Raw genomic sequence first — 20,552 nt, 5'->3', positions numbered from 1 at the left:
CGCGCAATATGCCAATGCCCTCGTGGCGCTCGGCGTGAAGCCGGGGGACCGGGTGGCGCTGCAGGTGGAGAAGAGCCTCGAGGCAGTGTTCGCCTATCTCGGCACGGTGCGCGCAGGCGCGGTGTTCCTGCCGCTCAACACCGCCTATACGCCGGCCGAGATCGGCTATTTCCTCGGCGACGCCGAGCCCGTCCTGTTCGCCTGCGATCCGGCGCAGGCGGGAACGCTCGCGCCGGTGGCGCGCGAGGCGGGTGTGCGCCATCTGCTCACCCTCGACGGCGAGGGCCGCGGCTCGCTGGCGAAGGCGGCCGATGCGGCGGCGGAGACGTTCGCGGATGTCCCGCGCGGGTCGGACGACCTCGCCGCGCTGCTCTACACCTCGGGCACCACCGGCCGCTCCAAGGGCGCCATGCTCACCCACGGCAATCTCGCCTCCAATGCGCAGGCGCTCGCCGACATCTGGCGCTTCTCGCCCGATGACGTGCTGATCCATGCCCTGCCGATCTTCCACACGCACGGCCTGTTCGTTGCCATCAACGTCACGCTGGTGGCCGGCGCGTCGATGGTCTTCCTGCCGAAGTTCGATCCCGAGCTGATCCTGACGCTGCTGGCGCGCGCGACCGTACTGATGGGCGTGCCGACCTTCTACACGCGTCTCCTGAAGTCGCCGGGGCTCACGCCCGAGGCCTGCGCCCATATGCGGCTCTTCATCGCCGGCTCGGCGCCGCTGCTCGCCGAAACCCACCGCGAATGGAAGGCGAAGACCGGCCACGCCATCCTCGAGCGCTACGGCATGACCGAGACCGGCATGATCACCTCCAACCCCTATGAGGGCGAACGCCGCGCCGGCACGGTCGGCTTTCCGCTGCCGGAGGTGAGCGTGCGCGTCGCCGACCCCGAGAACGGGCGTGAGCTGATCGCCGGCGCCATCGGCATGATCGAGGTGAAGGGACCGAACGTCTTCAAGGGCTACTGGCGCATGCCGGAGAAGACCGCGAGCGAGTTCCGCGACGGCTGGTTCGTCACCGGCGACCTCGGGCTGATCGACGAGCGCGGCTATGTGCACATCGTCGGGCGCGGCAAGGATCTCGTGATCACCGGCGGCTACAACGTCTATCCGAAGGAGATCGAGAGCGAGATCGACGCGCTGGACGGCGTCGTCGAGAGCGCGGTGATCGGCCTGCCGCACGCCGATTTCGGCGAGGGCGTGACGGCGGTGGTGGTCGCCCGCTCCGACGCGGGGCTGGACGAGAAGGCGGTGATCGGCGCGCTGGAGGGGCGGCTCGCCCGCTACAAGCTGCCCAAGCGCGTCATCTTCGTCGACGACCTGCCGCGCAACACCATGGGCAAGGTGCAGAAGAACATCCTGCGCGAACAGTATAAAGGGATGTATGGGGCGTAGAGCATGTTCCGCGAAAGTGGAGAGACTCTTGCGACGGAAACATGCTCCCGTCTGTCGAATCTGAGGCGGGCCTAACCCGTCGGAATGATCTGCGCGCCCTCTTCCCTCGTCGCCATGCCGACCGCCGCCGCCAGCACATCGACCGGCACCGGCCGGGCGGGGAGGCGGGCGGCATTCGCGCCGAAGACAGCCGGGTCGGCCGAGCCGGCGCAGCCTGCATAGACGGAAATCCCGAAACCGCAGATGCGTCCCTGGCAGGGGCCCATGCCGGCGCGGGTCCACATCTTGACGCCATGGGCATCGCCGGCGCCCTCGTCGAGCGCCGCTCTCACCTCGCTCGCGCGCACCTCCTCGCAGCGGCACAGCAACGTATCGTCCTGCGGCAGGCGTCCGAGCGTCCCGTAGGGCGGGCGGAATGCCCGCCGCAGCGCCAGGGCGAAATCCATTGCCTGCTTCAGGCGTCCGCCATCCGGTGATGGTGTGGCCTTGCCCGCGAAGCCGGCGGCGGCGATGCCGGCGCATTCGCCCGCCGCCAGCGCCGGGCGCGCGCCGGCGATGCCGGTGATCTCGCCGGCGGCGAAGATGCCGGGCACGCTGGTGGCGCCGCTCACCCTGTCCGCGACCACATAGGCTCCGCCCGCGTCCCAGTCATGGGCGAGCGCGCAGCCGAGCATGGTGGCGAGCTCGACGGAGGGCCGGAAGCCGTATCCGACCAGCAGGGCGTCGATGCCGTCGAGCTCCTCCGCGCCCTCGGTGAGAACGCGTCCATCCCTCCCGATGCGGGCGATGATGGCGCCGGTGACATGCGTCTCGCCGGCGGCTCTGGTGACGATCCGGCCGAAACGGAAGCGGGGCAGGAGAGGGACGACCGCCAGCATGATCCGCGCCGCCTCCGGCCAGTGGCGCGGAAAGCGCGCCAGCGCGGCGGCGAGGGCCAGCGGCGACGGGCTCGTCTCGACGACGCGGACGACATCGCAGCCGGCGGCGCGGAGTTGTGCAGCGACCACCAGTAGGAACGGCCCGCATCCCGCCAGCACCACGCGGCTGCCCGGGCGGGTGCCGTGCAGCTTGACGAGGCGCTGCGCCGCGCCCGGCGTCATGACGCCGGGCAGCGTCCATCCCGGAAAGGGCGCCGGCCGGTCATGCGCGCCGGTCGCAAGCACCACCGCGCGCGGCTTCACTACGAGGGCCGCATCGCCGCGCCGGGCGAGGATGAGCGGTTCGTCATAGGCGCCGAACACCTCGACGCCGGAGCGGATCAACACACCGCTCGCCAGCACGTGTTCGATCAGCGCGCGCCCTTCCGCGACCTGGCGGGCAGCGGCGCCCGTCGGCGGGTGCGCCGGCTGCATGAAATATTGCCCGCCCGGCCGTTCGAACAGGTCGAGCAGCTCGACGGAGGCTCCCGCCCGCCGCGCGGCCAGCGCGGCCGACAGGCCGGCAGGCCCGCCGCCAACGACGCACACGTCACACGTGATCCGCTCGGCAGACACCGTGGTCATGAGCTTCGCCCCGCCGATCTCACGACGTTCATGTCGGGCGCGACGGTGGTGAGGCAGGCCCGCGCCGGCACGCCGTCGATCAGCACCACGCAGTCGAAGCACACGCCCATGCCGCAGAACAGTCCGCGCGGCTGGCCCGACGCGGTGTCGCGCAGATGCCCCTGCATCAGCGTGTGCAAGGTGGCACCGAGATTGGCACCGGCCCTCACGCGGACCGGCTTGCCGTCGAGCATGATGTCGAACACCTCGCCGGTGGGGGCGGTCATTGCAGCGCCACCTTCGGTGCGAAGCGGGCGGGGTCGTAGGGCGAGGGATCGACGGCGCAGCGCGTCCCGGCGATGGCCGAGGCGATGATCTCGGCGATCACCGGCGCGCGCAGGAAGCCGGTGCCGTTGTCGCCGGCGCCGACATAGAGCCCCGTGGGGCCGACCGGGCCGATGATGAAGCGATCATCCGGCGTCACCGCCTCGTAGCGCACCCATGAGCGCAGCAAGTCGACATGGCGAAGGCCGGGGAACAGTCGCATCAGCGTGGTCGCCGAGTCGACGACGAAGGGAAGGTCGACCTGCGGAACCCTGTCCGGCGATCCCGGCGCGGACTCCCCGCCGGCGAGCACCGTGTTGAACAGGATCTGGCCGGCCTCGGATTGCTGGATCTGCGTGTAGCCGCCATGCACGCCGCCCTGCTCGGATTTCGAGGCGCCGACGACGCCCCGTATGGTCGGCGGCTGGGCGACGGTGGCGAGGCATTGTGCCTTGCGGGGCACGATCGGCAGCTCGATCCCCATCGGTGCGAGGAGCCCGGCGGTCCAGGGGCCGCCGGTCACCACCACCGTGTTCGCATCGATGCGGCCGTCCGGGGTCGTCACGCCCGTGACCCTGTCACCCTGACAGTCGATCCGCTGCGCGGGCTGATGCCCGAGGAAGCGCGCGCCGGCCTCGACGGCCGCCCGCAGCAGCGTGCGGACCGACAGGAAGGGATTGACCAGCGCGTCGTCCGGCGACCAGCTCGCCGCCAGGATCGGCCCGGTGAGTGCCGGCTCGATGCGCCGGACTTCGTCGAGGTTCAGAAGCTGCGCCGACAGTCCGGCGGCGCGTTCGAGCGCGATCCAGTGCTCGGCCGTCGAGATATCCGCCGCGTGGTCGATGAAGCGGATCTGCCCGCAGCGGCGATAGTGGAAGGCACCGGTAAAGCGCTGGTCCCATTCCGCCCAGCGACGTGTGGCCCAGATGAGCTGCGGCAGCTCGACCTCGGAATTCTGGTGCGTGCCGAGGCAGGCGAGGCTGGCTCCCGACACCGCCGAGCCGGGCGCCGCGCGGTCGAGCAGGGTGACAGCGAAGCCGCGCTCGGCGAGCGCGAGCGCCGTCGCCGCGCCGACGATCCCGGCGCCGACCACGACGATATGCGCGCTCACGCCCACGCCATCGCCTTGAGTTCGGCGGGCGCCGCGGCCCAGTAGCGGCGCTCCGCTATCTCTTCGGCCGCGAGCGTGGGGGCATGGCCATCGACGTCGTGCATCGCGTCGAGCGCTCGCTGCACATAGGACGCATGCGGCACGGCGAAGCCTTCGGCGAGCGCGTGGCCGCTCGCAGCCAGCTCCCTCATATGGCCGAGCTGCACGCGGTGGTGATGCTCGCTCATGTCGGGGCGTACCTCGCGGCACACAGCGACAGCGAGTTCGGGGTCGGCGAAGGCCATCTGCCAGCCTTCAAGGAAAAGCTCGATGAGGTCCTGCAGCAGGGCGTCCTCGCGGCCGATCCAGTCGCGCCGCGCGATGAGGCCGTCCTTCAGCAGCGCCGCATCGTAATCCGCCGGCCGGAACAGCTCGACCTCGGAGAGCGGAAGGCCGCGATGCTCCATCTCGTGGAGCTCGTGATAGACGGTCATCTGCGCGCAGTCGGCCGCGCCCGAGACCAGCGCCTCGACCGTGTCGGCGGTGGGCAGCCGCGCCACCGTCGCGGGGTCGATACCGGCCTTGCGCAGCATCCAGCGGAATTCCAGATCCTCGCCGCCCGGCCAGACGGCCGCCCGGCGGCCGGCGAGATCGGCGGGCGTCACGATGCCGGCGCTCTTGCGCACCGGATAGACCAGCGGGCTCGCCTGCTGCACCGCCATGAGGAAGGCCAGGCGCTCCGGCGCCTCGCTCTCCACCAGATGGGCGGGGCTGGCGATCGCCAGATCGCAGGCTCCGCTCAACAGGGCGGACATGCCGCCCTGTCGGAAGTCGATCGGCTCGCAGGTCAGCGCGATGCCGCGCCGCCGCGCCAGGCCCCGATGCTCGGCGAGGAGATAGCCGATGAACTGGGCCTGCGGATGCCAGAGCAGCCGGAGACGGATCTCGCGCGGCATCGTCGCGTCCTCACTTCGCCGGGCAGGCGATCTTCTTGTACTGGGCCGGCGCCTTCTCCCAGAAGGCGTTGGTGTAGCCTTCCGAGAGCTTGATCGGCTGCTCGATCAGCTTGGCGTCGATGAGCACCTTCTGGACCCGTTCCCACGCGGCGGGATCGGTCATGCCGAACTCGCCGCTCAGCGTCGGGCCAGCGCAGAAGATCTCGCCCATCGCCTTGATCTGCGCGACCTGCGAGGGGACGGTCAGCTCGTTATTGTACTTCACCACGATCTTGGCGGCGGCCTCGGGATCGGCGAGGGCCTCCTGCCAGCCGCGCAGCGTGGCGTCGACCATGGCCTGCACCTTGGTGGGGTTCTTCTTGATGGTGTCCTCGGTAGCGAAGATGCCGGTGTTCACGAAAGCGACGCCGTAGTCCTCGGGATTGAGGAAGACGAGGTCCTCCGGCTTGTAGCCCTCGCCATAGACGAGCTGCAGCTCATTGTAGCGGGTCACCTGCATCACCTCGTACTGCTTGCTCAGCCAGCCGACGATGTCGAAGCCCTGCGAGATGATGTTGACCTTCGACGGGTCGACCTTGGCGGCGCGCAGCATCGCCATGAATTCCTGCTCGTCGCCGCCGAACCAGAGGCCGACCGAATGGCCGGGCATGTCCTCGACCTTCTTGATGCCGGTGTCCTTGCGGGCGATGTAGGTGGTCGCGCTCTTCTGGCCTAGCTGCAGCACGGTGACCAGCGGCGCGCCGTTGGCGCGGCCGGTGATCACCTGGTTCGGGTGCCCGATGCCGAAGGTGTCGGTGCCCTGCGCCACCGTCACCGCCGGCTTCAGGTCCGGCCCGGCCGGCAGCAGCTTCAGGTCGATGCCGGCCTCCTTGTAGTAGCCCTTCTCGAGGGCGACGATCGGGCCGGCGAACTGGCCCTGCATCACCCATTCGAGGCGCATGGTGTCGTCGGCCGCGGCGAGCGCGGGGGTCAACATGACGGCTGCCGCCGCCAAGGCATATTTCCAGTTGCTCATGTTCCTATGTCCTCTGTCGGCTTTTTATGAGTTGTCTCGCATCGAGCTGTGCCACGGGATCAGCCATCGCTCGGCCGCTGCGACCAGCACGAAGAGGAGGATGCCCAGCAGCGCGGAGGCCAGCATGGCCGCCCACAGCCGGGGCATGTTGAGGGTGCGGTAGGCGGTCATGATCACGAAGCCGAGCCCGCGGTCGGACTGCACGAACTCCGAGACGATGGCGCCGATGACGCTGAAGGTGACGTTGAGCTTCAGCCCGACGAAGACGTAGGGCAGGGCGCTCGGCAGGCGCATCTTGAAGAAGCGCTGCAACGGCGTGGCGGCGGCGACGTGGAACACCTCCATCACCGTCCGGTCGTAGGATTGCAGGCCCTTCATCATGTTGAGGGCGAGCGGGAAGAACGACAGGAAGGCGGTGACCGCCACCTTGGCGCCGATCCCCGAGCCGAACCACAGCATGATGATTGGCGCGATGGCGACGACGGGAATGGTGTTGGAGGCGATGACGTAGGGCATCAGGCTGCGCGCCACCAATGGCGAATAGGCGAACACGATGCCGAGTAGGGCGCCGAAGGCCGAGCCGATCACGAAGCCCGCTAACGCCTCGAAGGCGGTGATCGCCGTGTGGTAGCCGAGCGAGGCGTTGCCGGAGATCAGCGCCGCCCAGATGCGGCTCGGCGCCGGGATGATGTAGGCCGGCACGCCGGTCACCTCGACCGCGACCTCCCAGGCGACCAGCACGATCACCGTGGTGATCAGGCAGGGCATCGCCGCGGCGAGCGCATTGGCCAGCCCCATCCGCATGCCGGACATGGCGTCAGTGTGCGCTGTCATCGAAGCCCTCCGACAGCAGCCGCTCGCCGAGCTGGCACAGCTCGATGAAGCGTTCGGTGCCACGCATGTCGAGCTGGCGCGGATGCGGCAGGTCGACGTCGATGACGCGGGTGATCCGGCCGGGGCGCGGCGTCATCACCACCACCCGGTCGGAGAGGAAGACCGCCTCCTGGATCGAATGGGTGACGAACACCACGGTCATCGCCTCGCGCTCCGCGATGCGGGAAAGCTCGAGGTTGAGCCGGTCGCGAGTAATCTGGTCGAGCGCGCCGAACGGCTCGTCCATCAGCATCACGCGCGGCGAGGTCGACATGGCGCGGGCGATCGCCGCGCGCTGGCGCATGCCACCGGAGAGCTGGCGCGGCCAGGCATTCTCGAAGCCGGCGATGCCGACGAGATCGAGCAGCGCGCGGGCCCGCGCCAGCCGCTCGTCGCGGGCCACGCCCTGGAGTTCGAGCGGCAGGGCGACATTGGCGAGGATACGCCGCCATTCCAGCAGCGCGGCGTCCTGGAACACGAAGCCGATCTCGCGCTGGCGCCGCATCTCGTCGGGCGGTCGCCCGTCGATCCGCACCACCCCGGCGGAAGGGCCGATGAGGTCGGCGGCGACGCGCAGCAGCGTGCTCTTCCCGCAGCCCGAAGGTCCGATCAGCGAGACGAACTCGCCAGCCTTGATGTCGAGGCTGATGTTCTTCAGCGCCGTCACCGCAGCGGTTCCGCCGCCGGGGAACACCACGTCGATGCCGCTGAACGACAGCAGGGGTGAGGTGGCCGTCATCCGTAGCGCCTTCCGCCGGCGAACCAGTCGTCGAAGGCGGGCGCGGTGCGGATCACCACGCTGCGCTTGCGCATGTAGCTGACCAGCGCATCCCAGCCGTTCTCCTTGCCGTAGCCGCTCTCGCCATAGCCGCCCCAGACCGAGCGGGGATCGTTCTTATGGTGATCGTTGACCCACACCACCCCGGCCTTGACCTGCACCGAGACGCGATGGGCGCGCGCGACATCGCGCGTCCAGATGGCGGCGCCGAGCGCATAGGGGCTGTCATTGGCGAGCGCCAGCGCCTCAGCCTCGTCGCGGAACGGGGTGACGCAGACGACGGGACCGAACACCTCCTCGCGGAACAACCTCATGTCCGGCGTTACATCGGCGAAGATCGTCGGCGGCACGTAGAAGCCTTCGTCGAAGGGAGCCGTGAGCGTCGGCGGATCGCCGCCGCAGAGGAGCCGCGCGCCGGCCGCGCGGGCCGCCTCGATATGCTCGAACGAGCGGCTGGCCGAGGCCTGCGAGATGACCGGTCCGACATCCGTCGCCTCGTCCGCTGGATCACCGATCCTCAGGCTCGCGGCGCGCGCTCGGAAGGCGTCGAGGAAGCGCTCATAGATCGGCGCGGCGACGATGAAGCGCGTTGCCGACACGCAGGTCTGGCCGGAGGCGATGAAGGCTGCGAACACCGCGCCGGACGCGGCCTCGTCCACATCCGCGTCCTCGAAGACGAGGATCGGCGCCTTGCCCCCGAGTTCCAGCGTGCAAGGCACGAGGCGCGCCCCGGCGGCGGCGGCGACGCGCCGGCCGGTTGCCGTGCCGCCGGTCAGGTCGATCCGCTGCACGACGGGTGATGCGCACACCGCCGCGCCGGTCTCGGCGCCGCCGGTCACCACGTTGATCACGCCGTCCGGAAGGCCGGCCTCCCGGCACCAGTCGGCGAACACGAGAGTGGAGACCGGGGCGAGCTCGGACGGCTTGACGAGGCAGCTATTGCCCGCCGCCAGCGCCGCCGCGAACTTCTTCACCAGAATGAGGATCGGGTGGTTCCACGGCGTCAGCAGCGCGCAGACGCCATAGGGCTCCTGGTGCGTGAGGGTGACAATGTCACCCTTCACGCGGTTCGCCTCGCCTTCGAGGCCGAGAGCGATGGAGGCGAAATATTCGATCCACTCCGGGATGCGGCCCATCTGGGCGCGCATCTCGCGCACGGGCCGGCCGGTGACAGCGGATTCGAGCTCCGCCAGCGCCGGTACGCGCTGGCGGACCAGCGCGGCGAGCGCCTGCATGTGGCGCGCGCGCTCGAAGACGTCGAGGCGGCTCCAGCGCTCGAAGCCGGCCTGCGCCGCCTGCGCCGCCGCTTCCACGTCCTGCGCGTCGGCGTCCGGCACGCTGGCGAGCAGCACGCGGCTCGCCGGGCTGCGCACCTCGATCGTCCGGGCACTGTGGGGCGATTGCCAGCCGCCGCCATAGTGCAGCCGATAGGCGGGGATGTCTGCAGCAGCGACAGCGCTCATGACGCCAGCTCCCTGATCTCGTCGTCATCGGCCTCGGCCAGCCGCGCGGCTGTCTCCGCCAGCAGCCGCGCGCCGGCATGAAGATGCTCCGGCGCAGCATATTCCGCCTCGTTATGGCTGATGCCATTCCGGCAGGGCACGAAGATCATCGCCGCCGGACCGAGCAGCGCGAGATGCCGCGCGTCGTGGCCGGCGCCGGAGGCGATGTCCTGCCACGGAAGCTCCAGTGCGTCGGCGATGCCGCGCATCCGCGCGCGCAGGCCCGGCGCGAATTCCAGCGGCGGATCGTGCAGCAGGGCCTCGACCTCTACCTCGCAGCGCCCCGCCGCGCTCACGCACAGGCCGGCCACGCCGTCGCCGAGGCGCAGCAGCGTGCCGGCATCGGGATGGCGCAGGTCGATCGAGAACACGACGCGCGAGGGGACGACCGAGGGCGCGTTGGGCGTCACGTCGAGGCGCCCCACGGTGAAGCGCACGATGTCCGCGGGGTCATCGAGGTGGCGCTTCAGCGCCGCGATCATCTCCACCGCCGCCATCAGGGCGTCGCGCCGGCTGGCATGTGGTTCGGTGCCGGCATGTGCCTCGGCGCCGCGCACGGTGACGCGCCAGGTGCGCTTGCCCTGTATGCCGGAGACGATGCCGACGGGCCGGCCCGCCGCCTCCAGCACCGGCCCCTGTTCGATATGCGGTTCGACATAGGCCGCCGGCCGGAATCCGAGCGGGCGGCGCGGCAGATCGGCCTCGCCCGCCGCCAGCCCGGCGAGAGCATCCGCGACGCTGATGCCGTCCGCATCGCGCAGCGCCAGGATCGGCTCGAGCGGACGCGCGCCGGCGAAGGCGGCCGAGCCCATCATGCCCGGCGCGAAGCGGGAGCCTTCCTCATTGGTCCAGGCGACCAGCACGACGGAGCGGCGCGGCCTGTATCCCGCCGCCACCATGGCCTCCAGCGTCTCCAGCGCTGCCAGCACCCCGAACACGCCGTCGAACCGCCCGCCGGTCGGCTGGCTGTCGAGATGCGAGCCGATGAGGACAGGCGCCAACTCCGGCTGCGAGCCCGGCAGTTCGAGGAACAGGTTGGCGATCGGATCGGTGGAGGGCAAGAGGCTGATTCGCCGCCCCCACGAGACGAGCTGCGCGCGGGCCTCGCCGTCGAGCGCCGACAGCGCTGGCCGGTTGACGCCGGTCTCGCCGAACGTGCCGATCCGCCCGAGTGCCATGTGGCGGGACCACAGGCGCTCCCGATCGACGAAGCTGGCGATGCGTCCAACCGGCATGCCCATGAGCCTATCTGGTCCGCATGATCTGGGCGGGGTTGGCGCGTGGATCGCGTGGCTTCCAGGCGCCCGCCTCGACCATGGCGAAGAACTCCGCCAGCGCCGCGTTGAACAGCGCCGGCTCCTCCAGATTGAGCGTGTGGCCGGTCTTCGGCACCACCATCAGCCCGCAGGCCGGGATGGTGCGCTTGAGGAAAATTCCCGGCTGCAGGCAGTGGTCGTCCTCGTCCCCCGAGATCACTAGGGTGGGGACGTTCATGGCGCGGAAGCGCTCCTCCAGCGCATAGAGCGAAGGACGTTGCACCTGCACGCCGCGCATGGTGTTGGCCGCGCCCTCGGCGGAATGCTCGCCGAGATGGCGTTGGAATTCCGCCCAGCCGCGCGGGTCCTTGTTCTGGAACTGCACCCGCGAGGCGCCCTCGGCATAGGTGTGCGAGAAGGCCTCGCTGCCCTGTTCGAGGAAGCTGCGCGCGACGGTCTCGGAGACGTCGCGGAAATAGGCCTCGTGCTCGATCTCGGCACCGTATCCGGTGCCGGCGGCGACGACGGAGAGCGCACGCTCGGCGAAGTCGAGCCCGAAATGCAGCGCCGCGAAGCCGCCCATCGACAGGCCGACGACATGCGCCTTCTCGATGTCGAGCCCGCCGAGCACGTCGGCGATGTCGCGCGCGGCGCGTGCCTGCGAATAGGAGGCGATGTCTGGCGGCACGTCGGAGGGCGGATAGCCCCGCGCGCCGAAGGTGATGCAGCGATAGCGCCGGGCGAAGAAGCGCATCTGCGGCTCCCAGCTCCGGTGGTCGCCGCCGAATTCGTGGACGAAGATCACCGGGATCCCGCTGCCCGCCTCCTCGACATGGAGCCGGACGCCGTCGCTGGTGGTGATGTGGGACATGGCGGGGTCTCCTAGAACAGCTCGGCGGGGGCGTTCATGCCGCGCGCCACCTCGACCGCCTCCGGCAGGGCAGCGCAGAACTCGTCGACCCAGGCATCCGGCACGGTGACGCTGACCTTCACGAAGCGGTCGCCGAACGCCTTGGTGTGGTAGCTGCCCTGGCGGATCTGGATGTTCCGGCGGTCGAGCGCCGCCACCAGCGCCTCGGGCCGGATGCCGGCCTCATCGCATTCGATGATCAGGAAGTTGCCGTTCGAGGGATAGACCGGCACATGGAAGCCCGGCAACGCCTCGGCGGCCTCGCGCACCTTCCGCTGGCTGCGGCGCTGGGCGGCGAGCACCTCGCCGAACCATTCGCGCTTCACCTTCAGCCCGGCGATGGCGCCGCGCTGGGCGAGGATGCTGGAGCCGAGATTGTTGGGCGGGGCGACGGCAAGCCGCTCCAGAACGTCGGGATGGGCGACCAGCGCCCCGATGCGTAGCCCGGCAAAGCCGAGCCACTTCGAGAAGCTCCACACCGTGATGGTGCGCTCGGGATAGTGATGGGCGGCCAGATGATGGCCATAGGCGAAGTCGCGATAGGTGCAGTCGTGGACGAGATAAGCGCCGATCGACTTCGCGATGGCGGCGATCTCGGCGATCTCCTCGGCCGTGCAGCAGGTGCCGAGCGGGTTGTTCGGGTCGACGATGTAGATGAGCCGGGTGCGCTCATCCACCATCGCGCGCAGCCGCTCCGGCGCCAGCCGGTAGCCGTGCTCGGCGCCGTAGATCGGGATCTGCACGACCTCGGCGCCGGCCTCGCGCGCGAACACCATCGGCCACGCCCAGGTCGGATCGGTGGTCACCAGGCTCTGGCCGGGGCCGAGCAGGGTGCGGCAGACGTGATAGAGGCCGGAGACGGCGCCATCGGTGATCAGCGCCGCCTGATCCGGCAGGCCGAGATCCTCGATCACCCCCTGCCGCAGTTCCTCCAGCCCGAGCGGAGGCGCGTAGGCATGGAACTGGTCCTGCTCGATGCAGGCGACCATCGCTTCCCGGACCTTCGGATGGGCCGGGTAGTGGTTGGTGTTCTGCCCCATCCAGCGCAGGCCGGCATTGGCAACGAGCCGGTCGAAATGCTGGTTGCGCCGCTCGAACCGATACATGTCCGCCCCCGCTTTCAGATGATCGAGCGGCGCGAGGCGATGCCGCCGTCGATGGTGACGATCGTGCCGGTTATGTAGCCCGCCCGCGGCGAGGCCAGGAACACCATGAGGTCGGCGACTTCCTGCGCCGAGGCGGGGCGCTTGCCGGGATATTTCGCGAACAGCTCCTCCCAGCGGCCCTCGTCGCCGTACCAGTCGACCGCGCGGCGCTTCATCAGCTTGATCATGCGGTCGGTCGCGACCGGGCCGGGGTTCACCCCGACGACCCGCACGCCGTGATCGAGGCTGACGCCACCCAGCGCACGGGTGAACGCCATGAGACTGGCGTTGCCGGAGGCACCGGCGATGTAGTTGGCATCCCAGTTCTCACCGGAATTGCCGATGTCGTTGATGATCACGCCGGCGCCGCGCGCCTGCATGCGCGGATAGAGCAGCCGCGTGAGATAGATGTAGCCGTGGACCTTGAGGTCCCAGCTTTTGCGCCAGGCCTCGTCGCTCACCGAAACGAGATCACCGGGCGGGATGTCGCCGGCATTGTTGACGAGGATGTCGACCTCGGCGCAGCGCCGTCCGAGCTCGTCCAGAACGGCGGTGTCGGACAGATCGCCCGGGTGGATGGAGACCTCGACGCCGAATTCCCTGAAAATGCGGTCGCGATTGGCTTCGAGCTCGCCTGCCGAGCGGGCGGCGAGATGCAGCGGGCATCCTTCCGCCGCGAAAGCCAGCGCGGCGGCTAGGCCGATGCCCTTGGACGCGCCGGTGATGAGGACGCTCTTGCCTTCGAGATCGAGTTTCATTTGCGAAACCGGACTTTCCAGTGGTGGGAAGCGGAGAACGAAATTGCCTTTGGCACGTTCATGCAGATTTGGTATGCCAAAAATCAAGTTACGCATACCAGCGTTTCACACCTGACCGCCCCCGGTCAATCGCGCCGTGGTCTGGTCACACCGCGACATTTCGCCTAGAAGGGCCATGACCCTTGGGTAAGGCGGCAAGGACGAGGGAGGCGGCAGCTTGGCATACATAGACCGCGAAGCGGCACACCCAACTTTCGTGTCCAGGGGGGCGGAGATCGCCCGCGCGCTCGAGGACGACATATTGCGCGGGGCGCGCAAGCCCGGCGACCGGCTGGATGAGCGGCAGCTCGCCGAGGAGTTCGATGTCTCCCGCACGCCCATTCGCGAGGCCATCCAGCGGCTCGTCGCGAGCGGGCTGGTCACCGTGCGCGGGCGCAGCGGTGCCATCGTCGCCGAGCTGTCGGTGGCCGAACTGCTCGACGGCTTCACCGTGGTGGCCAATCTCGAAGCGCTTGCGGCGGCGCAGGCGGCGCGGCGGGCGCTGCCGGAGCACCATCGCCTCCTCGTTGAGGCCCATGAGCGCTGCGTCGATGCCGCGCGGCGTTCGGACGTGCAGGCTTTCTTCAACGCCAATAACGATTTCCACGATACGATCGCCCAGATCAGCCAGAACCGCGTCCTGCAGGATCTCCTGCGGGCGGCGACGCTGAAGACCTCGCCCTATCGCCATTACGTCACCTACCGGCCCGGACGGATGTCGTCCTCAATTCCCGAGCATCAGGCGATTCTCGACGCAATCGTCGCCGGCGATTCGCTGGCCGCGAGCCAGCGCATGCAAGGACACGTCTCTCTGCTCGGCGAAGACCTGACGGATTTTCTGCATTTCCTGCAGCTCGCCAAGCCGGCTTGACCTGCCCTGCTGCCGCAAAATTGGGCATGCACACCGAAGAAACCGGGTTTGACCCTGCGGTAGGGCGATGCTATAGATCTGGCATACAAAAATAAAAGAACAGCATGCCAGTGTGGAAGCGAATTTCCGGCCGGGCAGCTAGAATTTTTACCGGACCGTCATAGCAACTGGCGAGCCGACAGGAGCCTTTTATGCTGACGAGACGCACATTCGTTCAGGGCGCCATCGGAACCGGGCTTGCCGCGCCCCTCGTTTCGCTTTCCGGCCAGGGCGCTCAGGCGCAGGCCGCCGTCACCGTCGCCGAGAGCGAGGGGCATGGCTGGACCGTCGTCTATGTCGCCGATGGCGCCAAGCTGTGGGCGCCGAACGGGCTCGACGTCAGCGTCGCCAAGTTCACCGCCGGGCGCCTTGCGCTCGACGCGGTGCTGAGCGGCAGCGCCCAGTTCTGCACCACCACCCAGAGCCCGACCCTGCTCGCCGCCATGCGCGGGCTAAAGCCGCGCATCGTTGCCGACTTCAGCCGCTCGGCGAAGGAGATGCTGGTGGCCGCCAGCAAGAAGGCCGGCGTGACCAAGCCCGCCGATCTCAAGGGTAAGAAGGTTGCGACGCGCATCGGCTCGAGCGGCCATTTCTTCTTGAACCAGTGGCTGAAGCTGCACGGCATGACGCTGGCCGACGTCGAGGTCGTGAACATGGCCGGTCCCGAGATGGTGGCGAGCGTCGTGAAGGGCGACGTCGCGGCCTTCGCATGGGACTGGCTGTCCGCCGTCGCCGCCCAGCGGCAGGCCGGTGACGACATCGTCATTCTCGACCGCGAGGGCATCGAGAAGATCTGGCGCTCGCACCTGATCTTCGTCGCCAATCAGGACACCGTCGAGAAATCGCCGCAGCTCGTCGAGGCGGCGGTGAAGACGCTGTTCGATGCTGAAGCCTTCATCAAGGAGAACCCGGCCAAGGCCCGCAGCATCGTGGCGGCCCGCACCGCGACCTCCGAGGAGGACACGCAGAAGGGCATCGACCTGATCGACATCGATGTGCGGCTCAGCTCCAACATCGTCGATGTCATGGTGGCCGAGGCCGAGTGGGCGATCGCGCAGAAGATAGCGCAGCCCTACAGCGGCGATCTCCGCGCGCTGTTCGCCGGCCTCATCTACCCCGATGCGATGCGCAAGCTGCGGCCGGATCGCGTCACGCTCTGACGATGGTGCCGGGTGTCTTGAACCCTCGCGCTGGCCGCACGGCAGATGCCGTGCCGGCCGGAACCCCCGTCACGACGGCAGCGGGAAGCGTCGTCGTCGAGGGCGTCTCGAAACTCTACGCCTCGACGGACGGCGAGCCGAGCTGGGCGCTGCTCAATGTCTCGCTGGATATCCGGCCCGGTGAGTTTCTCTGCGCCATTGGGCCAAGCGGCTGTGGCAAGACCACCCTGCTCAACATGATCGCCGGCTTCACGGCGCCAACGCGCGGTAGCGTGCTGTTCGACGGACGTCCGATCGCCGGTCCCGGGCCGGACCAGGGGGTGGTGTTCCAGGAATACGCCTTGTTCCCCTGGCTGACGGCGCAGCGCAACGTCGAGTTCGGCCTGCAGATGCGTGGCGTCGCCAAAGCCGAGCGGCGCGAGCGTGCCCGCGCCAGCCTCGACATGGTCGGGCTGCTCGGCGCCGCCGACCGCTATCCCTTCGAGCTGTCCGGCGGCATGCGCCAGCGCGTCGCGGTAGCCCGCGCATTGGTGAACCACCCGCGCATCCTGCTGATGGACGAGCCGTTCGCGGCGGTCGACGCGCTGACGCGCGTGACGCTCCAGACCGAGCTGCTGCGGATCTGGCAGGAAATCGGTCTCACGGTCTTCTTCATCACCCACAACATCGAGGAGGCGGTGTTCCTCGGCGACCGCATCGTCGTCATGGCCTCGCGCCCCGGCCGCATCCAGCGCATCGTCGAGAACCCGCTTCCCCGCCCGCGTGATCGCGGCGAGGGCGCGTTCGGCGCGCTCTATGCGGAGGTCAACGAGGCCTTCCTCCGGCAGGGGTCGTGACGATGGAGGCCCGGCTGACAGCTCCACCGATCCCCGCCGCGGCCGACGCCGCGCTCACCGAGGACGAGAAGCTCGAGATCGAGAACCGCTTCCGGCGGGACATCGCCGCCGGCCGCCGCCGCCGGTTGCGCCGCGGGCTGCTGCTGAACCTCGTCGGCGTGCTGATCTTCCTGGCGGTGTGGGAGGCGCTTCCCCGCCTGGTGCCGGGCGTGAACACCCAGATGTTCCCCCCACCGTCCGGGGTGGTGATGACCCTGGTCGGCATGATGACGGACGGCTCGCTCGCCGCCCACGCCTGGTCGAGCCTGAAGCGGGTCGCCGCCGGCTTCGTGATCGGCTCGACTGCCGGCATACTGGTCGGCCTCCTCACCGGCCGGCTGGCCATGGCACAGAGCCTGTCCGACCCGGTACTGCACGGGCTGCGCTCGATCCCCGCCATCGCCTTCGTGCCCCTCGCCATCGTCTGGTTCGGCCTTGGCGAGACCCCGAAGGTCGCGTTGATCTCGTGGGGCACCTTCTTCCCGGTGTGGATCAGCACCTTCATCGGCGTGCGCGACGTGCCGAAGCTTTACGTGCAGTCGGCGCTCAGCCTCGGCGCAAGCCCGCTGAACATCATGTTCCGCGTCGTGCTGCCAGCGGCGCTGCCCTTCGTCTTCGCCGGGCTGCGCCATGCGACGGCGGTGGCCTTCGTGATCGTCGTGGCCGCCGAACTGGTCGGCGCCAGCAGCGGGCTCGGCTACCTCATCTCCTTCTCGCACCTCGTCTTCCGCATCGACATGATGTTTGTCGGGCTGCTTGCGCTCGGCGCCCTCGGCTTCCTCGCGGATGCCGCCTTCGCGGCCCTGCTGCAGAGGGTCTTCCCCTGGTACCGGTCGGAGCGCAACGGATGAGCGCCGAAGCTGAAGGAAACGGCGCGGCGGGTCGCGCGGTCGTCATCGGCGGCGGCTCCAACGGCACATGGATGAGCGTGTATCTGGCGGAGCTCCCTGCCATCCGCGAGATCGTGCTGATCGACCGGGACGGGCAGTTCGGTCGAGGCGTCGCCTACTCCGCAACGGCCGACTGGCACCGCCTGAACGTTCCCGCCGACAAGATGGGCGGCCGCAGCGAGGACGACCCCTCCGGCTTTGCGAGCTGGCTTGCGCAGACCGGGCATCATATCGGCCCGGACTATAGCGACGGCTTCGTGCCGCGCCGCCTCTATGGCGACTATCTCTGCGCACAGCTCGATGCCGTGCACGCCACCGGGCGGCTGACCCTGCTCCGCGACGCCGCGCTGGCGGTGGAGCGCCAGTCCGGGAACCATGTCGTGCGCACCGCTTCGGGGCGAGCGATCGAGGCGGCGACGGTCGTGCTGTGCCTCGGCAATCCGCCGCCGGCCCAGATCCGGGGGCTGATGCCGGCTCCCCGGCTGATCGCCGACATATGGAGGCCGGGGGCGCTCGATTCGATCGGCCCGGACGACGACGTCATCGTCGTCGGCACCGGCGCGACCGCCGTGGACGCGGTGCTCGATCTCGTCCATCGCGGCAAGGCGCGCCGCATCCGCTTGGTCTCGCGCCAGGGGCGGCTGCCGTTGGTCGATGTGCCGGCGAGTGACTGCGATCCCGTCGACGACGTGCCGCTCGACACCGCGCGCGGCATGCTCGCGGGGCTGCGCGCGGCCGTCGCGCGGCGTGCCGGGCAGGGCATTCCCTGGCAGGCCGTGGTCGACAGTTTCCGCGTGAGAGCTGCCGAAATCTGGCAAGGGCTGTCGGATGTCGAGAAGGGGCGCTTCCTGCGCCACCTGCGCTCGCTGTGGTTCGTCCACCGCCACCGGCTCGCGCCGGACGTGGCCGACTTTCTGGAGCGGCTGCGCGCCGAAGGGCGGATCGAGGTGATGACCGGGCGCGTGCGCGCCGGCGAGCAGGTGTCGGAAGCCTATGCGCTCCTTGTCCAGCGCAACGGAGCATCGGGTATCGCGCTGGAGACGCTCGACGCCGACTGGGTCCTCAACTGCACCGGTCCCGACGAGAACCTTGCCCGCAATCGCGCAGGGCTGGTGGGAGACCTGCTGGAGACCGGCCTTGCCCGGCCCGGCCCGTTCGGCCTCGGGCTCGACTGCGATCTTCGGCATCGCCTCGCCGACGCAAGCGGTCAGCCCCAGGCCGGCCTCTACCTCGTCGGCCCGCCGACCCGTGGCCGCTTCTGGGAAGTGACGCCGGCGCCCAATGGCCGAAACCAATGCACGGTAGTGGCGAAGGAGATCGCCGCAACCCTTGGCTCGTTTGCCGCGTCGGCTCCGTCGACGTAGTAATCTACCATTAAACTGGATAATCGAGATGGAGGGACCCATGTCCGAACTGCCCGCGTTCCCGTCGCTCAGCCGCCGCGCTCTCCTTCAGCTCGGAGCGGCGGGAACCCTCGCATCAATGTATCCGTGGGGTGGCGCACGCGCCGCCGGGATCGACGCGACCCTCGCCTATGGCAGCACCGGCTACACCTGGGCGCTGACCTTCGTCGCCGAGGCGCTGGGCACCTGGAAGCAGAACGGCGTCAATCTGAACGTCGTCGACTTCCCCACCGGCCGCGAGTCGATGCAGGCGCTGCTCGCCGGTTCGGCGTTTTTCTCCACCTCTACCGATACTCCCTTCATCTTCGCGGCGCTGCAGGGCCTGAAGCCGATCGTCCTGGTCAATTACAGCCGCTATTCGCGCGACATGAAGATCGTTGTCAGCAAGACCAGCGGCATCGACCCCAACGTGCCGGCGAGCCTGAAGGGCAAGAAGATCGCCACGCGGGTCGGCACCAGCGGCCAGTACATGCTGGCCAAATATCTCGAGATGGCCGGCCTCACCATCAAGGACGTGACGGTGGTCGACCTCTCGCCCAACGATATGACGGTGGCGACGGTGCGCGGCGATGTCGACGGCTTCGCCTGGACCGGGCAAGCGGCGATCGTCGCCCAGAAGCAGTCGAACGACGGCGTGCTGATCATGACCCAGGAGGGGCTGGGCAAGTATTTCCAGAGCCACCAGCTCCTGCTCACCTCCGAGAAGGTGATCAAGGAGAAGCCGGACCTGCTCAATGCAGCGGTGAAGTCGCTGCTCGGTGCCGAGGAGCGCATCGCCTCCGACAAGGACTGGCCGAAGCTGATCGCCGAACGTGTGCGCGCGCCGGCCGGCGAGATCGCGGAGGCGACCAGCGTCTTCGAGTTCAAGATCGGCTTCGACCAGCGCTTCCTCGACGATCTCGTCGCGCAGGCGGAATGGGCGATCGCGGCCGGTCTCGCCAAGCGCCCGGAAGGCGATCTGCGCGCCCTGCTGCGCGGCCTGATCTATGAAGGGCCGGTGAAGGCAGCCAAGCCCGACCGGGTCACGATCTGACCGTGGCCAGTCTCATCGAGGTCGAGGGCGTCTCGCAGATCTTCGAGACGCGCGAAGGGCTTGCGAACTGGGCGCTGTGGCAGGTCTCGATGAACATCGAGGCCGGCGAGTTCGTCTGCCTGATCGGGCCGTCCGGCTGCGGCAAGACCACGCTGCTCCATCTCATCGCCGGCTTCATGAAGCCGTCGGAGGGCAGCGTGCGCTTTGCCGGCGCGCCGGTGGGCGATCCGGGGCCGGACCGCGGCGTGGTCTTCCAGGAATACGCGCTGTTCGGCTGGATGACGGCGCGGCAGAACGTCGAGTTCGGCCTGCGTATGCGTGGCATGGCCAAGGCCGAGCGGCGCGAGCGCGCCCGCGAGGCGCTGGCGCGGGTCGGCCTCGAACGCGCGATCGACCGCTATCCGCACGAGCTTTCGGGCGGCATGCGTCAGCGCGTCGCCGTGGCCCGCGCCCTCGTCAACGAGCCGCGCGTGCTCTTGATGGACGAGCCCTTCGCGGCGGTGGATGCCATCACCCGTGCGACGCTTCAGGACGATCTGGTGCGCCTCTGGCAGCAGACCGGCGTTTCGGTGGTGTTCGTGACCCACAATGTGGACGAAGCTGCCTTCCTGGCCCAGCGCGTCGTGGTCATGCGCCCGCACCCGGGCAGCGTGAAGCGATCTGTCATCGTCGATCTGCCCTATCCGCGCCAGCGCTCCTCCGCGGAGTTCGCTAGGCTCTATGCCGATATCGGCCTGGCGCTCGGAGAGTGA

General features: G+C 69.0%; 20 protein-coding genes. 8 read left to right on the top strand and 12 right to left on the bottom strand.

Annotated elements, in window-relative coordinates; translation table 11 throughout:
* Nucleotides 1-1,402, top strand: a 1,402-nt coding sequence (locus U742_RS0114955) for a malonate--CoA ligase (protein WP_029354399.1), incomplete at its 5' end; no start/stop codon positions are given.
* A gap of 71 nt (nucleotides 1,403-1,473) precedes the next feature.
* On the opposite strand, the gene U742_RS0114950 is transcribed toward U742_RS0114955, so the two are convergent.
* Genes U742_RS0114950 through U742_RS0114895 form a run of 12 tightly spaced genes read right to left on the bottom strand, consistent with a single transcriptional unit; the run spans nucleotide 1,474 to nucleotide 13,490 of the window.
* On the bottom strand, nucleotides 1,474-2,904 hold the full coding sequence (locus U742_RS0114950) for an FAD/NAD(P)-dependent oxidoreductase (protein ID WP_081853015.1): 1,431 nt from the start codon (nucleotides 2,902-2,904) through the stop codon (nucleotides 1,474-1,476).
* A complete protein-coding gene (locus U742_RS22105) occupies nucleotides 2,901-3,170 on the bottom strand; it encodes a 2Fe-2S iron-sulfur cluster-binding protein (RefSeq protein WP_038361605.1) in 270 nt (89 codons plus the stop codon). The genes U742_RS0114950 and U742_RS22105 overlap by 4 nt, the downstream gene beginning before the upstream one ends.
* Complete coding sequence (locus tag U742_RS0114940) at nucleotides 3,167-4,318, bottom strand: NAD(P)/FAD-dependent oxidoreductase (protein WP_197028265.1); 1,152 nt, start codon at nucleotides 4,316-4,318, stop codon at nucleotides 3,167-3,169. The genes U742_RS22105 and U742_RS0114940 overlap by 4 nt, the downstream gene beginning before the upstream one ends.
* A complete protein-coding gene (locus tag U742_RS0114935; protein ID WP_029354393.1) occupies nucleotides 4,315-5,253 on the bottom strand; it encodes an ABC transporter substrate-binding protein in 939 nt (312 codons plus the stop codon). The genes U742_RS0114940 and U742_RS0114935 overlap by 4 nt, the downstream gene beginning before the upstream one ends.
* A 10-nt stretch (nucleotides 5,254-5,263) precedes the next feature.
* A complete protein-coding gene (locus tag U742_RS0114930; protein ID WP_081853013.1) occupies nucleotides 5,264-6,268 on the bottom strand; it encodes an ABC transporter substrate-binding protein in 1,005 nt (334 codons plus the stop codon).
* Nucleotides 6,269-6,292: 24 nt separating this feature from the next.
* Nucleotides 6,293-7,102, bottom strand: coding sequence for an ABC transporter permease (locus tag U742_RS0114925; RefSeq protein ID WP_081853012.1), 810 nt, complete (start codon nucleotides 7,100-7,102; stop codon nucleotides 6,293-6,295).
* Complete coding sequence (locus tag U742_RS0114920; RefSeq protein ID WP_038361602.1) at nucleotides 7,086-7,880, bottom strand: ABC transporter ATP-binding protein; 795 nt, start codon at nucleotides 7,878-7,880, stop codon at nucleotides 7,086-7,088. The genes U742_RS0114925 and U742_RS0114920 overlap by 17 nt, the downstream gene beginning before the upstream one ends.
* Nucleotides 7,877-9,382: an aldehyde dehydrogenase family protein gene (locus U742_RS0114915; RefSeq protein WP_029354389.1), complete on the bottom strand. Its 1,506-nt coding sequence runs from the start codon at nucleotides 9,380-9,382 to the stop codon at nucleotides 7,877-7,879. The genes U742_RS0114920 and U742_RS0114915 overlap by 4 nt, the downstream gene beginning before the upstream one ends.
* A complete protein-coding gene (locus tag U742_RS0114910; protein WP_248310375.1) occupies nucleotides 9,379-10,662 on the bottom strand; it encodes a hydantoinase/carbamoylase family amidase in 1,284 nt (427 codons plus the stop codon). The genes U742_RS0114915 and U742_RS0114910 overlap by 4 nt, the downstream gene beginning before the upstream one ends.
* A 4-nt stretch (nucleotides 10,663-10,666) precedes the next feature.
* Nucleotides 10,667-11,548 carry an alpha/beta fold hydrolase gene (locus tag U742_RS0114905; protein ID WP_029354387.1) on the bottom strand — a complete coding sequence of 294 codons (882 nt, stop codon included), beginning with the start codon at nucleotides 11,546-11,548 and terminating at the stop codon, nucleotides 10,667-10,669.
* 11 nt (nucleotides 11,549-11,559) lie between these two features.
* Nucleotides 11,560-12,693: a pyridoxal phosphate-dependent aminotransferase gene (locus U742_RS0114900; RefSeq protein WP_029354384.1), complete on the bottom strand. Its 1,134-nt coding sequence runs from the start codon at nucleotides 12,691-12,693 to the stop codon at nucleotides 11,560-11,562.
* A 14-nt stretch (nucleotides 12,694-12,707) separates the two neighbouring features.
* Complete coding sequence (locus U742_RS0114895; RefSeq protein WP_029354382.1) at nucleotides 12,708-13,490, bottom strand: SDR family oxidoreductase; 783 nt, start codon at nucleotides 13,488-13,490, stop codon at nucleotides 12,708-12,710.
* A gap of 256 nt (nucleotides 13,491-13,746) precedes the next feature.
* Here U742_RS0114895 and U742_RS0114890 point away from each other — a divergent pair, with 256 nt between their 5' ends.
* The 7 genes from U742_RS0114890 (at nucleotide 13,747) to U742_RS0114860 (ending at nucleotide 20,552) form a co-directional block, all read left to right on the top strand.
* Entirely contained in the window at nucleotides 13,747-14,400 is a 654-nt protein-coding gene (locus U742_RS0114890) for a GntR family transcriptional regulator (RefSeq protein WP_029354380.1), read from the top strand.
* 191 nt (nucleotides 14,401-14,591) lie between these two features.
* Nucleotides 14,592-15,599, top strand: a complete 1,008-nt coding sequence (locus tag U742_RS0114885; protein WP_029354379.1) for an ABC transporter substrate-binding protein — start codon at nucleotides 14,592-14,594, stop codon at nucleotides 15,597-15,599.
* Nucleotides 15,600-15,649: 50 nt separating this feature from the next.
* Nucleotides 15,650-16,435, top strand: a complete 786-nt coding sequence (locus U742_RS0114880) for an ABC transporter ATP-binding protein (RefSeq protein ID WP_029354376.1) — start codon at nucleotides 15,650-15,652, stop codon at nucleotides 16,433-16,435.
* 2 nt (nucleotides 16,436-16,437) lie between these two features.
* Nucleotides 16,438-17,325: an ABC transporter permease gene (locus U742_RS0114875; protein ID WP_051661195.1), complete on the top strand. Its 888-nt coding sequence runs from the start codon at nucleotides 16,438-16,440 to the stop codon at nucleotides 17,323-17,325.
* Nucleotides 17,322-18,728, top strand: coding sequence for an FAD/NAD(P)-binding protein (locus U742_RS0114870; RefSeq protein ID WP_029354371.1), 1,407 nt, complete (start codon nucleotides 17,322-17,324; stop codon nucleotides 18,726-18,728). Before U742_RS0114875 ends, U742_RS0114870 begins: the two co-directional genes overlap by 4 nt.
* 40 nt (nucleotides 18,729-18,768) lie before the next feature.
* Nucleotides 18,769-19,800 (top strand): ABC transporter substrate-binding protein, encoded by a 1,032-nt coding sequence (locus tag U742_RS0114865; protein WP_156034230.1) that lies wholly within the window; start codon nucleotides 18,769-18,771, stop codon nucleotides 19,798-19,800.
* A 2-nt stretch (nucleotides 19,801-19,802) separates the two neighbouring features.
* Nucleotides 19,803-20,552: an ABC transporter ATP-binding protein gene (locus U742_RS0114860; RefSeq protein WP_029354367.1), complete on the top strand. Its 750-nt coding sequence runs from the start codon at nucleotides 19,803-19,805 to the stop codon at nucleotides 20,550-20,552.

The sequence above is a fragment of the Allobosea sp. 117 genome (genome assembly GCF_000702305.1).
GTDB lineage: Bacteria > Pseudomonadota > Alphaproteobacteria > Rhizobiales > Xanthobacteraceae > Ancylobacter.
The sequence above is the reverse complement of the archived record's forward strand: the minus strand, read 5'-3'. Positions and strand labels throughout refer to the sequence as shown.

What these genes read in the sequence shown, in the direction of transcription:
- U742_RS0114935 (WP_029354393.1), bottom strand. Translation starts at nt 5,253, where the DNA reads ATGCCGCGCGAGATCCGTCTCCGGCTGCTCTGGCATCCGCAGGCCCAG.
- U742_RS0114895 (WP_029354382.1), bottom strand. Translation starts at nt 13,490, where the DNA reads ATGAAACTCGATCTCGAAGGCAAGAGCGTCCTCATCACCGGCGCGTCC.
- U742_RS0114905 (WP_029354387.1), bottom strand. Translation starts at nt 11,548, where the DNA reads ATGTCCCACATCACCACCAGCGACGGCGTCCGGCTCCATGTCGAGGAG.
- U742_RS0114950 (WP_081853015.1), bottom strand. Translation starts at nt 2,904, where the DNA reads ATGACCACGGTGTCTGCCGAGCGGATCACGTGTGACGTGTGCGTCGTT.
- U742_RS0114875 (WP_051661195.1), top strand. Translation starts at nt 16,438, where the DNA reads ATGGAGGCCCGGCTGACAGCTCCACCGATCCCCGCCGCGGCCGACGCC.
- U742_RS0114930 (WP_081853013.1), bottom strand. Translation starts at nt 6,268, where the DNA reads ATGAGCAACTGGAAATATGCCTTGGCGGCGGCAGCCGTCATGTTGACC.
- U742_RS22105 (WP_038361605.1), bottom strand. Translation starts at nt 3,170, where the DNA reads ATGACCGCCCCCACCGGCGAGGTGTTCGACATCATGCTCGACGGCAAG.
- U742_RS0114910 (WP_248310375.1), bottom strand. Translation starts at nt 10,662, where the DNA reads ATGGGCATGCCGGTTGGACGCATCGCCAGCTTCGTCGATCGGGAGCGC.
- U742_RS0114885 (WP_029354379.1), top strand. Translation starts at nt 14,592, where the DNA reads ATGCTGACGAGACGCACATTCGTTCAGGGCGCCATCGGAACCGGGCTT.
- U742_RS0114900 (WP_029354384.1), bottom strand. Translation starts at nt 12,693, where the DNA reads ATGTATCGGTTCGAGCGGCGCAACCAGCATTTCGACCGGCTCGTTGCC.
- U742_RS0114925 (WP_081853012.1), bottom strand. Translation starts at nt 7,102, where the DNA reads ATGACAGCGCACACTGACGCCATGTCCGGCATGCGGATGGGGCTGGCC.
- U742_RS0114865 (WP_156034230.1), top strand. Translation starts at nt 18,769, where the DNA reads ATGTCCGAACTGCCCGCGTTCCCGTCGCTCAGCCGCCGCGCTCTCCTT.
- U742_RS0114915 (WP_029354389.1), bottom strand. Translation starts at nt 9,382, where the DNA reads ATGAGCGCTGTCGCTGCTGCAGACATCCCCGCCTATCGGCTGCACTAT.
- U742_RS0114870 (WP_029354371.1), top strand. Translation starts at nt 17,322, where the DNA reads ATGAGCGCCGAAGCTGAAGGAAACGGCGCGGCGGGTCGCGCGGTCGTC.
- U742_RS0114920 (WP_038361602.1), bottom strand. Translation starts at nt 7,880, where the DNA reads ATGACGGCCACCTCACCCCTGCTGTCGTTCAGCGGCATCGACGTGGTG.